Source organism: Nigerium massiliense, assembly GCF_000826085.1.
In the GTDB taxonomy this organism is placed as follows: Bacteria; Actinomycetota; Actinomycetes; order Propionibacteriales; family Propionibacteriaceae; genus Propioniciclava; species Propioniciclava massiliense.
This window is the reverse complement of sequence record NZ_CCYM01000003.1, coordinates 1338354-1353062: the sequence shown is the minus strand read 5'-3', so window position 1 is coordinate 1353062 and position 14709 is coordinate 1338354. Positions and strand designations below refer to the sequence as shown.

Genomic DNA, 14709 nt, shown 5'->3' with positions numbered 1-14709 from the left:
TCGTGCATTCCGCCTCGGCGGCTGACCTCATTGAAACAGAAGGGGGTGGGGCTGTGCCGGCGCGTCCCCTACCCTGGGCCGCATGACTGAGCCCCGCGACGAGAATCTGGCCGACATCGACGAGCAGGAGAGCCTCGACGGCATGGACGACGAGGTGCGCCGCGCCGAACAGGTCGCGCAGGAGCGTCCCTACGGGGAGGTCATGACCGAGGACCTGGAGACCTCCGACCTGCTGGACGACGGCGCCGACCTTTCCCAGTCGATCGGTGAGGACGATCCCGACCTCGAGGGCGCGATCCCGGTCGACCGGCAGGTCGAGGTGGACGAGGTGCGCCGCGAGACGATCGACGATCGGATCGCGCAGGAGGTCCCGGATCCCGCGACCGACATCGTCCCCGACTGACGGCGGCGTCGCGCGTCCTCCTGGAACGGCGGTGGGCGTCCGGCCGGAGGAGGGGCGGACGCGGCCGGCGTCCTAGGCCCCGGCGCGTCCGGCGCGCCAGTACCCCATGCAGGCGAGTTGGCGCCGGGGAACCCCGGCCTGCTTGGCGCCCGCGCGGATGCCGTTGACCCAGCCGGCCTCGCCGGCGACCCACACGTACGCCTCGCCGCCCGAGCCCTCCTGCCAGACGAGATCGTCGGTCTCCTTCTCGGCGACCGCGCAGGCGGGGAACGGCAGCGCGTCGCAGGCTCGCTCCCCGCGGTCGCGGACGCACCAGGTGACGTCGACCCCGGTGGGCGCCTCCAGCGGCCGGACGTCGGCCTCGTGCGGCACCTCGACGATGATGCGGCCGCCGCTGTTCGCGGGCAGGGTGGTCGTGATGTTCTCGATGGCGGGCAGCGCGGTCTCGTCGCCGACGACCAGCACACGGTGCGCCTCGCGCGGGTTCCAGGCGACGCCCACGCTGTCGTGACCGGGCTTGGTGCGGTCGGCGGCGATCAGCACGACCTCGCTGCCCAGCGGCGCCTGCGTCGCGAACCGGACGCCTGGCCCGGCGGACGCTTGGGCGCCGTGGATGACGACGTCGACGTCCACCTCGCCGAGTGCGGGGCGGACCGCCGTCAGGGTGTAGGTGCGGATCGCGGGGCGCACGTCGTTCGGCTGCCCCTGCCAGAACGCGTACCAGTCGGTCCCGGCGCCGCGGAGGTCGCGCAGCGCCTCGGCCGAGCCGAAGGCGAGCTTGACGCGTTGGTCGAGGAGGGTGGGGCTGACATGGGCGAGCTCGCCGGCAAGGGTCAGCCGGACATACGACTCGCCGAGGGCGCGCCGGGCTGTGAGCCGAGCGCCGAACGCGCGGTAGGCGGTGCTCATCGGCTCAGCTCACCCGCAGCCCGGACTCGGAAGACGCATGTCATGAGGTTAGGCTTGCCTAACACTCCGGACAACCCCCCTTCTCATCCCGCGACCCACCCCGACGAGGGGGAGCGCCGCCGGTGCGGAGCGCGTCTCGGGGGTGTGAGACGACACCGGGGCGGCCGGTGGGGAAGGATGGCCCCCATGAAGTTCCTCTTCGTGGGCGCCGGTGCGGTCGGGACGTACGTGGGCGGGTCGTTGGCGGCGGCCGGACACGACGTGTCGTTCGTCGAACGGGCGCGCACGGCGGTGCTGATCCAGCAGAGCGGCCTGCGGTTGCACATGGACGGCGACACCCGCCTGGTGCGCGACGTTCGGGTCTACACCACCGCCCGGGAGGCGCTCGCGGCCGGCCCCCACGACGTGACCGTCCTCGCGTTGAAGTCCTTCGAGACCGACGCGGTGATGGCCGACCTGAAGGAGTGCGCCGGACCCGCGCCCCTGCCGCCGGTGCTGTCGCTGCAGAACGGCGTCGACAACGAAGCGGCGATCGCCCGGCACGTCGGGGAGGCGGGGGTGATCGCGGGCACCCTGACCAGCGCGATCGGTAAGCCGGCGGTCGGCGAGGTGATCGAGGAGAGGCGCCGCGGCGTCGGCATCGCGGCCGGCCACCCGCTGGCCCCGCGCGTCGCCGAGGCGCTCAACGACGCCCGGCTGGGCGCCCGGGTTTTCCCGGAGGCGGCGCCGATGAAGTGGTCGAAGATGCTGACCAACCTCATCGGGAACGCCACCTCGGCGATCCTCGACATGCCGGTCGGCGCCCTGTTCGCCGACGACCGCCTGTACGACGTCGAGATGGCCGTGCTGCGCGAGTGCGTCGCCGTGATGCGCGGGCTCGGGCTTCGCCCCGTCGACCTGCCCGGGACGCCGGTGCGGGCGCTGGCCTTCGGCGTCGAGCGGGTGCCGCGGTTCGTCGCCAAACCGATCCTGCAGCGCACGCTGGGTTCGGCGCGTGGCCACAAGATGCCGAGCTTCCACATCGACCTGCAGGCCGGACGCCGCACCGAGGTCGCCTGGCTCAACGGCGCGGTCGCGCGCCACGGGGCGTCCTGCGGGGTGGCGGCGCCGGTGAACCGGGTGCTGACCGACACCCTCGAGGGGCTGACGTCCGGCGCCATCGAGCGCGAACAGTTCCGGCGCCGTCCCGAGGCGCTGCTCGCCCTCCTCTGAGGACGTCCCGGCGCCGCCGCGGAACCGGCCGGGCCTGCGGCGCCTCAGGGGGCCTGCTCGGCCTCGGCCTCCTCGGCCTCGGCCTCCTCGATATCCGCTCGGGAGATGTCCAGCAGCGACAGCACGGCGTCCAGGTTCGGGACGTTCAGGGTCGTGGACGCCGCGGCGCGCACCGCCGGCTTGGCGTTGAAGGCGATCCCCAACCCGGCCAGCGCCAGCATGTCGAGGTCGTTCGCGCCGTCCCCGATGGCGACGGTCCGGTCGAGCGGCAGGCCCTCCTCGGCGGCCAGCCGGCGCAGGGCGTCCGCCTTGGCCGCCCGGTCGACGACCGCGCCGAGTACGTTCCCGGTCAGGACGCCGTCGACGACCTCCAGCTGGTTCGCCTGGACGCGGGTGATGCCGAGCTTGTCGGCCAGCGGCCGGATCACCTCGAGGAAGCCGCCCGAGACCAGCGCGGTCGTGAAGCCGAGGGAGTGCAGCGTCCGGATCAACGTGTCCGCGCCGGGGGTGAGGCGCAGCTGGCGGGAGACCTCGCCGATGACGGATTCCGGAAGCCCGGCCAGCGCCCTGACCCGCTCGTGCAGGCTTTGGGCGAAGTCGAGCTCGCCGCGCATCGCCCGCTCGGTGACCGCGGCGACCTCCTTCTCGCGGCCGGCGTGGGCGGCGAGCAGCTCGATCACCTCGTCCTGGATCAGGGTGGAGTCGACGTCCATGACGACCAGCCGGCGCCCGTACCGCCGCAGTCCGGCCGGGGACACCGAGACGTCGAAGCCCTCCCGCGCGCCGAGGCGGGCCAGCGCGGGGCGAAGCGCCTCGACGCTGGTGCCCTGGCCCGACAGGTAGAACTGGATCGTCGTCGGCGACGTCGACAGCCGCCGGATGTGGTACGCGTGGACGCCCAGCCGCGTGAACACCGACGTCACGTGGGCCACGTGCTCGGCGCGCAGCGGGTCGGCGAGCACGGTGACGATGGCGCGGGCGGGGTCGTCGCCGACCTGATCGCCGTAGCCGCGGACGGTGTGCACCTGCAGGCCGATGTCTCGGCACAGGTCGATGAAGCGCCCGGTGAGGTGGTCCTCGGCGTCCGCGTCGAGGTCGGTGAGCAAGAACGACAGCGTCATCGAGCCGCGCACGACGAGCTGTTCGATGTCGAGCACCACCGCGTTGTGCCGGGCGACCTCGCGGAACAGCGCGGCACGCAGGCCGGATCGCTCCCGGCCCGCCACGGTGATCAGGAGGGTGGGCTGCTGGGGGTCGAGCACGCCTCGATCCTAGGGCGTGGCGACGACCGGCACAGGCTCGAGCGCGACGGGTGTGTCCGGGCCCTCCACCTCGACGAGCAGGGAGTCGTCGTCGCCGCTGACGAGCGCCCGCAGCGGGCCCCCCTCGGGGTCGCCGCGATCATCCTCGCGGCGGCGTCCGGGGGCATGCAGCCGACGACCGCGATGCTGCCGCGGCGGCGTCCGAGTGGACGCCACTGGGCCGACAGGTAGCCGCGGTTCGGGGACAACGCGAGCGCCGCGATCACGAGGGAGCGGAAATGCTCGATCTCGGCGTTCAGCGGCGCGGCCTCGGCGAGCAGCTCGACGCGGACGCCCCGGCGGCGGGCCGAGGCGACGGCGTCCTCGAGCGCGTCGGTGATGAGCGGTCCGGCGATCAGGCGGTCGCGCAGCCGCGCCTCGAGGCGCGACATCGCCTCGCGCTCGGATTCGGTCAGCACGCCTCCGGCGCAGATGCGCTCCAGCAGCGGCTTGGCGTCGGAACGGAGCAGCGCGCCGTCGCGCATGGCGGCGTAGTCCTGCTCCTGCTGTTGGATGACCCGGACGCGCAGGGTGCCCGATTGCACGGCCGCACGGTTGATCGACAGCGCGGAGCGGTCGAGCGCCAGCCTGATGCTGCTGGCCAGGAGAGTGAAGGCGAACGCAATGATGTAGTTCCACCCGAGCTGCACCACGATCGGCCAGCCGAGCGCGGCCCGCGTCGTCCCCTCGATGAGCACCAGCAGGAACAACCCGACCCAACCGGAGATCGGGCGGATCGCGAACGACAGCGACGCCAGCGCCGTGGCGAACGCGCCGCCCCACCAGTAGCGCCAATCGAGGGTGGTGGGGTTGGACAGGTTCAGCGTGAGCGGGATCGTGACGAGCCCCATGGCCACGCACAGGGCGAGCCAGGACCTCGTGTCCTGGGGAATGAAGGTGGTGGCGATGGTCAGGATCGCGACGGCGAGTATCCCGGTCGCCAGCACCCCCGTGTCGCGGTAGCCCCCCGCTGAGGCGCCCGCCAGGAAGTGGAGCAGCATCAGCAGCCCGGCGGGGATGCCGACGATCAGGAGCCTCCGCGAGCTCCAACCGATGAAGGGGGGCTCGGGCGGCGGTCGGTCCTCCCAGCGGAGGGTGACGACGGTGCCCTCCTGGGGCACGGACAGCACATCGGCCTGGCCGCCGATCGACTCGAGGCGGGCCTTGATGCCGACGGGGATGCCCGCGCCGCGGTTCCCGGTACGGAGGAAGCCGACACCCTGGTCGCGGATCACCACTTTGACGTGGTGGCCGTCCGCCCGGACGCGGACGTCCGCTCGGGTCTGTCCCGAGTGCCGCGCGACGTTGGTCAAGGCCTCCACCGCGGCGTCCGTCATCGTCTGGATCGCCATGACGTCGGGCAGGTCGCCGTGGACGTCCACCGAGACGTCGAGGCCCAGCCGCTCGGCGTTGCTCTCGATGTCGGAGCGGAACGAGCGGGACACCCGGTCGGGCGTCGTCTGAGCGAGGACGCCCAGCGCCTGGTCCGCGAGCTCGGCCGCATTGTCGCTCAGCTCCGGCTCGCGGACGGCCAGCCGGAGCGCACCGAGGATCTTGTCGTGGATGAGGCCGTTCCAGTTCACCTGCTCGAACCAGCGGCTCTGCGCCCGGATGACGACATCACGCAGCGCCCCGTTGCGGTCGGACGTCTCCTGGATGTCGTCGGCGGTCTGGACGGCGAGTTCGAGGAACAGGGCCACCGCGACGCCGACGCAGCCCCACACGAGCGCCGACGCCGTTCCGGCGAACAACCCGATCACGGGGGGGCGCAGGAGCACGTAGTAGGCCCCGAAGCAGACGGCGGTCAGGATGCCCAGGCGCGTCCCGAACGCGAACGGCGCGAAGAAGAGCGCGACGATCACGATGTCGAACAGCGGAGGCACCGAGTGCCGCGCGGGGTGGTCGATGAGGTAGGGCAGGTGCGCGGCCCCGACGATCCAGGTGAACACGCAGAAGGCTCTCGCGGCCCAGTTCGTCCCGGGCGAGTAGAAGGCCTCGGCGATGGAGAACAGGATGATCGCTGCGAACAGCGACAGGGTGAGGGGGACGGCCCCGGGCGGGTACTCCCACCCGATCGGTCGGGAGAGGCGGATGGCGAGGAGCGTCCAGGTGACGGCCATGCAGATCACGCCGGCCGCCTGCAACGCCCGCTCCATCAGCGACCGGGTCAGGACGAAGTCGCGCAGCCAGGCGGGCAGGTACTTGTCGAGCGGGCTGTCCTTGATCACCCGCGCGTGGTCGCGCGGGAGGAACTCGGTCCTGAACGCCGGCAGCTGCACTTCGTCCTGGAGCCTGCGCGACAACCGCGCGAACCCTGCCCCTTGTCTCACCGACCTATTATCACGCCGTTCTCATTCATTTTGCGACTCCATGTCCCACGCACGAAGACCTGCGCCGGGAACGGGGGCAACGGTCAGCCTTCGTTGTGACGACGCGCCGCACGATCGCCGAGGGTCGTGAGCCGGCGGACGATGCCGGAGCCGAGCTGCTCGGACGCCTCGCGGCCCTCGACGAGGTCGCTCTGATCGGGCCGAGCGGACGGGAGGAGCCGCGACCCGATCCCGAGCGCGCGGACGGTGGTGCCCGGGAGCAGGCCGTGGACGCGGGAGGCGACCCGGGCCAGGAGGCCCACCTGCACGACGGGCTTGCCGGCCAGGACGCCGTCGACCATGCGGGCGGCCGCACGGCGGGCGTCCATCGAGAGCAGGGGAAGGGACGCGGCCGGCCCGAACCAGGCGTACTCGTGGGGGGCATCGCCGAAGAACCGGGCCCGCCGGTGCGAGCCGGTGCGCATCAGCCCGGGCACGATCGCGCTGGCCGTGACGCCGGTGCCGGACAGCTCGACGGCCAGCCCCTCGGTGAAGCCCACCGCTCCGAACTTCGCGGTCGAGTACGGCAGCAGGTGCGGGGGCGCGACGACCCCGCCGATCGACGTGACGACGCCGATGCGCCCGCGCCGGCGGTCACGCATGCCGGGCAGTACCGCCCACGCCAGGTGGATCGGGCCACGCAGCATCGTGTCGATCGCGTCGTCGAAGTGGGAGAGTTCGGCCGCCACCGCAGGCCCCACCTGGATGATGCCGGCGACGTGGACGGCCACGTCGAGCGGCCCGAGCGCGCCCTCGACGTCGGCGACCAACGCACGGACGGCGTCAGCGTCCCGAACGTCGCAGGGCAGCGCCACCACGCGCGGGCCGACCCCGTCGAGCTGGGCCTTCGCGGCGTCCAACTCCTGAGAGTCGCGCGCGCTGATGGCGACGTCGTAGCCGCGCTCGAGCAGGTCACGTGCGATCAGCAGACCCAGGCCGCGCGACGCCCCGGCAACCAGGGCGATCCCTGTGTTCTCAGTCATGAACGGACCCTATCCAGAGGGACCCTGCCCGATGTTCACCCCGCGGGGTGGCGACGGCCTGCCCGCGCCCGCGTAGCATGGGCAGCATGCGAGCACTCACGTGGCAGGGGATCGAGGACGTCCGAGTCGAGGAGGTGCCGGATCCTGTGCTGCAGGACCCGACCGACGCGATCGTCCGGGTGACGTCGACGGCCATCTGCGGATCCGACCTGCACCTGTACGGCGTGCTGGCCGCGTTCCTCAAGCCCGGTGACGTGCTGGGGCACGAGTTCATGGGCATCGTCGAGCAGGTCGGCTCGGCGGTGCAGAACCTGCAGGTCGGTGACCGGGTGGTCGTGCCCTTCACCATCTCGTGCGGACACTGCTTCATGTGCGACCGCGGCATGTTCGCCCAGTGTGAGACCACCCAGGTCACGGAGCAGGACAAGGGCGCCGCCCTGTTCGGCTACACGACGCTGTACGGGTCCGTGCCGGGCGGCCAGGCCGAGCTCGTCCGGGTTCCACACGCCGACTTCGGCCCCGTCAAGGTGCCCGAGGGCGTTGCGGACGAGCGCTTCCTCTACCTCTCCGACATCTTGCCGACCGCCTGGCAGGGCGTGAAGTACGCCGACGTACCCGAGGGCGGCACCCTCGCGGTGCTCGGCCTGGGACCCGTCGGCCAGCTGGCGGTGCGGTCGGCCAAGCAGCTCGGCATCGAGCGCGTCATCGGGGTCGACCTGGAGCCGGAGCGGCTCGCGCTCGCCGAGCAATACGGCGCCGAGGTGATCGACTACCGCGCGGTCAAGGACGTCGCCCAGGAACTCAAGGACCGCACCGACGGCCGCGGGCCGGAAGGCGTCCTGGACGCGGTGGGGATGGAGGCGCACGGCAATCCCGTCGCCGAGAAGGTGATCGCCGGCGCCAGCAGGCTTCCCGGCGGGCTCGGCCGGGCCGCGATCGAGAAGGCCGGCATCGACCGGCTGGACGCGCTGCACACGGCCTGCCAGGCCGTGCAGCGGGGCGGCACCATCTCGATCAGCGGTGTCTACGGCGGCAACATCGACCCGATGCCGCTGATGACCCTGTTCGACAAGGGCGCGACGCTCCGGATGGGGCAGTGCCACGTCAAGCGCTGGACGCCCGAGCTCGCCGACATCGCCGGCCAGGCCGACGACGTCCTCGGGCTGGAGACCCTCGCCACGCACCGCCTACCCCTGGCCGAGGCGCCGGACGCCTACAAGATGTTCCAGACGAAGTCGGACGGCTGCATCAAGGTGGTCCTCAAGCCCCAGGAGGGCTGAGAGCAAGCCCGGTCCTCAGTCGTCGACGCCGCGGGCGACCAGCGCCTCGCCCATCGCGTCCGCCTCGCGCAGCGCGCGCACGATCAGCGGCACCGCGAAGGCGCGCAGCGACCGGGTGCCGCGGGCGGACTGCGCTTCGCGCACCTCGGCCACCAGCGTGCTCATGAGCGGGACGCAGCGGATGCCCAGCATCAGGATCAGCCCCAGCCGCTCGGGGTCGACCCCGAAGCGACGCAGCCCGCCCGCGGCGGCGACCACGGCGTCCACCATGGCCGAGACCGGCGTCGTCAGCGTGACCAGCGCCGCGGCCAGCACGAGCAGCAAGATCACGCCCAGCACCTCGTAGGCCCGCACCCAGCCGGCCGTCCAGACGTGGAAGACGGCGACGAACACCACGATGAACAGCATCGGCCGCACCTGCCTCAGCATGGTCCGTGGCGGCAGGCCCGCCACCGCGTAGAGCGCGACGACGAGCGCCAGCGCCGCCGTCACCGTCTGCCAGGTGGTCAGGAACACCGAGCCCAAGCCCAGGGCGGCCAGCCCCAGCAGTTTCGTCCCGGCGCGGGCCCGGTGCAGCGGGGACGTCCCCGGCCGGTACAGCCCGAGCGTGCCGGTGTTCACGCGACGCCCATGAGCTCGCGGTAGAACGCGATCGCCGGGCCTGGGGCATCGTCGGCGACGATGCGTCCGCCGTCGAAGACCAGCACCCGGTCGAAGGACTCCAGCAGGTAGAGGTGGTGGGTGGCGAGCAGCACCGATTGGTCGAGTTCGCCGACGACGCGGCCGATCTCGGCAGCGTTGCGCAGGTCGAGCAGGGTGGTCGGCTCGTCCATGATCAGCAGGTCCGGCTCGGTGATCAGCACGGACGCCAGCGCCAGCAACTGCTTCTGCCCGCCCGAGAGCAGGTGCGCCGGGTGCTCGGCGTGGCCCTCCAGCCCGAAGCGGCGCAGCAGGACGTCGACCCGGCCCGCGACCTCGTCCTTGGGCAGCTTCGCCTTGCGCAGGCCGAACGCGACGTCCTCGGCGACCGTGGGCATGATGATCTGGTTGTCGGGGTCGGTGAAGCAGAACCCGACGCGCCTGCGCACCTCACGCGCGTCCTTGGCCGTGTCGAGCCCGTCGACGCGCACGTGGCCGGCGTCAGGGACGATCAGCCCGTTCATCAGCCGCAAGAACGTGGACTTGCCCGACCCGTTCGCTCCGATGACGCCGACGCGGCGCTGCGTCAGCTCGACCGTGACGTCGTCGAGCACCCGGCGCGGGCTGGGACCGGGGTAGACGTGGCTGACGTGGTCGACCTCGACGCGCAACGCGGACCTCAGGCGACGGTCGCGCCGGCGCCGGCCGTGCGCCGCTGCTGCAGCAGGCCGGGATAGGCGCTGTGGACGCCCTTGGCGACCAGGGCGGCGATCACGACCTTGACCAGGTCGCCCGGGATGAAGGGGGCGTTGGCGAGCAGCGCGGCGGGCAGCGTCATCTGGGTGCGCAGGATCATGCCGCCGATGCCGAACAGGTACAGCACGACGATGCCGCCGAGCGCGTTGATGCCGAGGCCGGCGCCGACCCGGTAGGGCGCGCCCACGCGCTCGGTGAGCAGGCCGATCAGCCAGGTGACGATGGGCCACCCGATGAGGAAGCCCGCCGACGGGCCCATGAACGCCCCGATGCCGCCGCGGCCGCCGGACAGCAGCGGCAGCCCGATGGCCGTCAGCACCAGGAACAGCAGCAGCGCGAGACCGCCTCGGCGCGCGCCGATGATTGAGCCCGTCAGCATGCACGACAGCGACTGGGCGGTGATCGGGACCGGGGAGATGGGCACGTAGAGCGGGGGGACGAGGCCGAGGGCGAAGGTGATCCCCGCGAAGATCGCGATAAGAGCGAGGTCGCGGGAGGTGCTGCGTGGTGTCGCCATCGGGACAGGTCCTTCCACCGGTTGAGGTTTCGCCCCATACGGTACGCCATCGGCTCGTGTCTGGGGCCGACGGTGGCCAGAACCTGGCTTCTGGACGATGATGGGCCCATGAGCGACGACAACGTGGTGCTGTACCGGGCGATCATCGACGCCCTCGTCGTCCAGTGCCGCGAGGGTGAAGGCCAGGTCTCCGCACGGCGCATCCAGGCGGGGCTGTGGAACGAGAACGCCGAGGCCGCGGAAGTCGAGTCCGAACAGCCGGAGCAGCACGCCATGAACGTGCTGCTGGGCTCCCTGGCCGACGAGCAGCGCGACGTGCTGGCGGGCCTGTTCGCGGCCGAGTTCGAGTCGGGCGTCTACAACGCGTTGCGGGTGCTGGAAGCCGCGCGGGTCGAGCTGTTCCTCGGCGACGAGACGGGGATGCCCACCGATCACTTCCTCGACCGCATGGACGACGGTCCCTGGCCGGGGCGGTCATGACGGGGAGCGCGGCTCCCGCCGTCGTGGCCTAGGCTGTGCTGACGTGCAGCAATCAGTCCAGCTCCCGGGCGTGGCCGGCGCCATCGCCTTCGACAACGACCTCGTTCGCGGTCACCTGCTGAAGGTGGACGGCCGGCGCATCCAGCCCGTCAAGGGTGTCTACCGGCTGCCCGGTTCCGACGGTCGGGACGTCCACGCGCGGCTGCGCGGCCGCTGGATCGCGGCCAACCCGAGCGTCGTCATCGGTGACCAGACCTACCGGACCGGTCCCGAGAGCCCCTCGTGGTTGATCCTGCCCGTCTGCCTGCCGCTGCTGTTGCTGCTGGGCGGCGGTGTGGTGCCCGTGCTGCTCGCGGTCGTGTGCTTCGTGTTCAACCTGTTCGTGCTGCGCTCCGACCGGACGGAGGCTGCGCGGTTCTCGATCATGATGGTGGCCTTCGTGGCCTGCGTGGCGGCTTTCTTCCTGGTGACGCTGATCGCCGCGATCGTCCAGTGGATGTTTCGCTGATCCGGACGCCGCCGCTCAAACGAGCGCGGCGGACCTGACGGCGTCGATCAGCGCGTGCGCGAGGACCGCGGGCACCAGCCCGTGCCGGCGGAACACCAACGCGAGCGGGATCACGTAGACGAGCGCGACCAGGCCGCCCTCGAGGAGCAGGCCGGTCCAGGCGCCCGCGGCCACCCGGGAGAGGGTGAACATCAGGACGTGGGGCACCACCAGCAGCGCCAGGCACCACCCCCGCTGCGCGCGCGTCCGCGGCACCCCGCCGATGGCGTAGATCGCGACCGCGTACCAGAACAGCCGCCAGCCCGCCTCCTGGTTCACCGCCCCGGCGAGGGCGACGAACACCTCGTCCGCCCCGAGAGAGAACGTGTGCGGCATGCCCGCCAGCAGCCAGAGGACGAGCGGGGTCAGGGCCGCGGTCAGCAGCGCGCGCCGCACGCCCGAGGACGCCGAGCGCGGCTGCAGCCATCGGACCCAGGGGAACGGCACGAGCCGTGCCCGCAGCAGCGCCAGGGACGCCAGGACGCCCAACGCCGTCCCGGTGGCGGCCAGCGGCCCGGCGGCCAGCGTGGCCAAGCCGGCGACGGCGGCGACAAGGGCGTCCCGGCGCCGAAACGAGCGGTCGCGTTGCCACGTGAAGCAGGCCGCAGCCAGCGGGGCGAGGGTGAAGACGAACAGGGATATCCCGGCGGCGCGATCGTCGGCGCGGACGCCCGCGGGGACGCAGAAGGCGAGGATGGTCGCGACGACGGCGGCGAGGACGCCGACAACAGGGGCGATACGGCCGGTGGTGGCGACGCCCGGCGGCGGCTGCCACGCCGGACGCCACGGGACACCGAAGAACCCGCGCCGGTGCGGGGGAAGATCGGTCGTCGGAGGAGTCGCCACGACCCTCAGCCTAGGCGGAGGGTCGCGGCGGCGTCGTCCGACCAGGGTCTCGAACCGACCCGGACGGTGGTCAGATGTCGCCCACCTGGTTGGTGAGGTCCTCCAGCCGGGTCTCGACCTGCGGCGGGCGGAGGATCGAGCGGGCGACGTTGTGGAAGCCGGTCTGCTCCAGCAACTGCGAGGCCTCCTCGTCGCTGAGGTTGTAGGCGTGCGCGAGGATGCGCACGTTCTCGGTGTAGAACGCGTGAAGGCGGTTCACGCCGTTCAAGAAGTCCAGGCGCTCGGCCATGGTTCACTCCCGGGTTCGTAGGGCCAACGACCCCCCATCATGCCTACCCACGCCCGTCCCACCACCCCCGGTCGTCTAGAGCGGAACAGATGGCACCGAGACTTCGTCGCTCGTTTGCCGGGACGTTACCTTGCCCTGCAGCTACTGCTGCTCGTCCTGGGCGAGCGGGGTCGGCGCGGCGACCGCGGGGTCCGGGACGGGCGGGCCGGCGTCCGAGGGCGTCTCCTCGTCGGTGACCAGCGGTGCGCGGAAATGGATGGGGTCGACGACGATGCGCCGCTCCGGCGGCGTCCACCCGGCGGTGAGGCCGAGGCTGTTCAGCAACGCCACCACGTCCTCGATGAGGGCGCCGTCGTCGGCGCCGGTTCGGTCGTCCATGCGGATGACGAGCCGGCCGTCCATGATCATGCGCTCGAGGTCCTGCAGCGTCGAGTACAGGGCGCCCCGCAGCTCCACGCCGTTCTCGGCCACCGCCTCGGCCATGCCGGTGACGGCCTCCAGCGACTCGGCGACGTCTCGGCCCTCGCCGTAGACGTAGAGGATGCGCGCGTCGGCGAGCCGGTCGAGCGCGTTGATGAGAGCGCGGGCGTCCGCGGACGTGAACATGACGCAGCGGCGGTACTCGGCGGCCACGGCGGCGACGATCCCCGGTACGTCGATGGGGTCGATGGGCTCGTCGTCGAGGAAGGGCGACTCGACGTCGCCGGCGATCTCGCTGAACTCCTCGATGACCTCGTCCACCGAGACGGCCCCGGACGCGAGCCGCAGGCTGATCGCACCGGCGAACGTCCTCGGGTCAGGGGGGAACGCGCTGTCGAAGAGGTCACTCGTCACCCATCCAGACAACCATCGCCCGGGGGCCCAGGCAACATCCCACCGGCGCGGGAGGCGTCCGGCGTCGTCAGGCCCGAGAGGCCCCCGAGCCGCCGTCGCAGGACCCGGCGTCCGCTTCGGGCCCGGGCTCCGGCGGATCGGACGGGCTGGCGTTCTCGGCGGCGTAATCGATGTGGGCGTAGCGCTCGCGGATCGCGCGGCCCTGCTCGACGAACCGCTGCTGGGTGCGCCCGGTGGCGATCGCCATCCGCTCGTCCCGCGGCGGCAGCTGCAGGCGCTCCTCGGCGGCGATGCCGGCCTGCAACTCCCGGACCCGCTCCAGCTCGGCGTCCAGCCGGACGCCTAGCACCAGCGCCACGTTGGCCAGCCACAACACCAGCAGCAGCACGGTCACCGAGCCGACCACGCCGTACATCGCGTTGAACCGGCCGAACCGGATGACGTACTGCGTGAACAGGAAGACCGCGGCCGCCATGATGACCAGCGCCAACGAGGAGCCGGTGCTGATCCAGCGGAACCGGGGCTGGCGGACGTTCGGCGTGGCGTAGTAGATCAGGGAGGTGTAGCAGATCGCCCCCAGCCCGAGGATGGGCCACTTGATGGCGTTCCAGATGTCCTGGGTCTGTTGGGCCAGGCCGATCGCTGTCCCCAGGTACCTGACGACCTCCGTCGACGTCAGCACCGTCAGCATGAAGAACGCCCCGAAGACGAGCGTCAGCACCATGAGGAAGACGTTCGTCGGGATGACCCGCCACAGCGGACGTCCCTCGACGACCCCGTAGACGTCGTTGGCGACGCGGCCGAACGCCGCCACGTAACCGCTTGCCGACCACACGGCGACCAGCACCGCGATGACGAACACGATCCCCGCCCCGCTGGCGTTGGTGAGGTTCTCCACGGGGCCGCGCAGCAGGTCGACGACGTCGGGGGGCGCGTAGCGGGACAGGAAACGGACGATCCACTCGGTCGTCGCCCGGCCCTGCCCCACGAGCCCGAGTGTGGCGACGAGCGCCAGCAGCGCGGGGAACAGGGAGAGCACCGAGTAGTAGGTGAGCGCGCCGGCGGCGTCCATGCCGAGGCTGACCATGAAGCCGAAGGCGGTGCGCCGGATCGCGTACCACCACGACGATCTCGAGATCTGCCGGACGTAGCGGGGCTTGCGTTGGTCGTCCGGGTGCGGGGCGGTCTCGGCGCGCTGGACGGTGGCCTCGCGCTGCTCGTTGAGTCCGTCGGCGAAGGATCCGCTGCTGGTCATCGGCACCTCCTGGAGGGTCGGAGGGAGGAGCCGGCCGGGTTCGGGCGGACGGCCGCGATCGCGCCGGCCCTCGTCGGGACGACTCTAGT

Annotated in this window: 16 protein-coding genes; 5 read left to right on the top strand and 11 right to left on the bottom strand. The window is 71.9% G+C overall.

Annotated features, from left to right (window positions below; genetic code table 11):
* The first annotated feature begins 82 nt into the window (after positions 1–82).
* Positions 83–403 carry a hypothetical protein gene (locus BN1187_RS12735; protein ID WP_040162291.1) on the top strand — a complete coding sequence of 107 codons (321 nt, stop codon included), beginning with the start codon at positions 83–85 and terminating at the stop codon, positions 401–403.
* Positions 404–475: 72 nt separating this feature from the next.
* Here the strand turns inward: BN1187_RS12735 and BN1187_RS12730 are convergent, their stop codons facing one another.
* Positions 476–1312 carry a siderophore-interacting protein gene (locus BN1187_RS12730; protein ID WP_052462684.1) on the bottom strand — a complete coding sequence of 279 codons (837 nt, stop codon included), beginning with the start codon at positions 1310–1312 and terminating at the stop codon, positions 476–478.
* 186 nt (positions 1313–1498) lie between these two features.
* Here BN1187_RS12730 and BN1187_RS12725 point away from each other — a divergent pair, with 186 nt between their 5' ends.
* Positions 1499–2524 carry a ketopantoate reductase family protein gene (locus tag BN1187_RS12725; RefSeq protein ID WP_040162286.1) on the top strand — a complete coding sequence of 342 codons (1026 nt, stop codon included), beginning with the start codon at positions 1499–1501 and terminating at the stop codon, positions 2522–2524.
* Positions 2525–2568: 44 nt separating this feature from the next.
* Here the strand turns inward: BN1187_RS12725 and serB are convergent, their stop codons facing one another.
* From serB to BN1187_RS12710, 3 genes are all read right to left on the bottom strand, one after another.
* Complete coding sequence (serB, locus tag BN1187_RS12720; RefSeq protein ID WP_040162283.1) at positions 2569–3786, bottom strand: phosphoserine phosphatase SerB; 1218 nt, start codon at positions 3784–3786, stop codon at positions 2569–2571.
* A complete protein-coding gene (locus BN1187_RS12715) occupies positions 3756–6155 on the bottom strand; it encodes a sensor histidine kinase (RefSeq protein WP_147675124.1) in 2400 nt (799 codons plus the stop codon). The genes serB and BN1187_RS12715 overlap by 31 nt, the downstream gene beginning before the upstream one ends.
* A gap of 83 nt (positions 6156–6238) precedes the next feature.
* The gene (locus BN1187_RS12710; protein WP_040162277.1) at positions 6239–7177 is read right to left on the bottom strand and encodes an SDR family NAD(P)-dependent oxidoreductase; all 939 of its coding nucleotides are present in this window, start codon (positions 7175–7177) and stop codon (positions 6239–6241) included.
* Between the two features lie 86 nt (positions 7178–7263).
* On the opposite strand from BN1187_RS12710, the gene BN1187_RS12705 reads away from it, so the two are divergent.
* A complete protein-coding gene (locus BN1187_RS12705) occupies positions 7264–8457 on the top strand; it encodes a zinc-dependent alcohol dehydrogenase (RefSeq protein WP_040163321.1) in 1194 nt (397 codons plus the stop codon).
* A gap of 15 nt (positions 8458–8472) precedes the next feature.
* Here the strand turns inward: BN1187_RS12705 and BN1187_RS12700 are convergent, their stop codons facing one another.
* Genes BN1187_RS12700 through BN1187_RS12690 form a run of 3 tightly spaced genes read right to left on the bottom strand, consistent with a single transcriptional unit; the run spans position 8473 to position 10369 of the window.
* Positions 8473–9078 carry an energy-coupling factor transporter transmembrane component T family protein gene (locus BN1187_RS12700; protein ID WP_040162275.1) on the bottom strand — a complete coding sequence of 202 codons (606 nt, stop codon included), beginning with the start codon at positions 9076–9078 and terminating at the stop codon, positions 8473–8475.
* Positions 9075–9767: an energy-coupling factor ABC transporter ATP-binding protein gene (locus BN1187_RS12695; RefSeq protein WP_040162271.1), complete on the bottom strand. Its 693-nt coding sequence runs from the start codon at positions 9765–9767 to the stop codon at positions 9075–9077. Before BN1187_RS12695 ends, BN1187_RS12700 begins: the two co-directional genes overlap by 4 nt.
* Positions 9768–9775: 8 nt before the next feature.
* Positions 9776–10369, bottom strand: coding sequence for a biotin transporter BioY (locus BN1187_RS12690; RefSeq protein WP_040162268.1), 594 nt, complete (start codon positions 10367–10369; stop codon positions 9776–9778).
* 108 nt (positions 10370–10477) lie between these two features.
* Here BN1187_RS12690 and BN1187_RS12685 point away from each other — a divergent pair, with 108 nt between their 5' ends.
* Positions 10478–10849, top strand: coding sequence for a DUF6547 family protein (locus tag BN1187_RS12685; RefSeq protein ID WP_040162265.1), 372 nt, complete (start codon positions 10478–10480; stop codon positions 10847–10849).
* Positions 10850–10892: 43 nt separating this feature from the next.
* Positions 10893–11357, top strand: coding sequence for a hypothetical protein (locus BN1187_RS12680; RefSeq protein WP_040162262.1), 465 nt, complete (start codon positions 10893–10895; stop codon positions 11355–11357).
* A gap of 15 nt (positions 11358–11372) precedes the next feature.
* Here the strand turns inward: BN1187_RS12680 and BN1187_RS12675 are convergent, their stop codons facing one another.
* The 4 genes from BN1187_RS12675 to BN1187_RS12660 all read right to left on the bottom strand — a co-directional run bounded on the left by BN1187_RS12675 (position 11373) and on the right by BN1187_RS12660 (position 14620).
* Entirely contained in the window at positions 11373–12242 is an 870-nt protein-coding gene (locus tag BN1187_RS12675; protein ID WP_040162259.1) for a hypothetical protein, read from the bottom strand.
* Between the two features lie 70 nt (positions 12243–12312).
* Positions 12313–12531: a hypothetical protein gene (locus tag BN1187_RS12670; RefSeq protein WP_040162256.1), complete on the bottom strand. Its 219-nt coding sequence runs from the start codon at positions 12529–12531 to the stop codon at positions 12313–12315.
* Positions 12532–12672: 141 nt separating this feature from the next.
* The gene (locus BN1187_RS12665) at positions 12673–13365 is read right to left on the bottom strand and encodes a DUF6891 domain-containing protein (RefSeq protein WP_040162253.1); all 693 of its coding nucleotides are present in this window, start codon (positions 13363–13365) and stop codon (positions 12673–12675) included.
* A 67-nt stretch (positions 13366–13432) separates the two neighbouring features.
* Positions 13433–14620 carry a YihY/virulence factor BrkB family protein gene (locus BN1187_RS12660; RefSeq protein ID WP_052462683.1) on the bottom strand — a complete coding sequence of 396 codons (1188 nt, stop codon included), beginning with the start codon at positions 14618–14620 and terminating at the stop codon, positions 13433–13435.
* Positions 14621–14709: the final 89 nt, after the last annotated feature.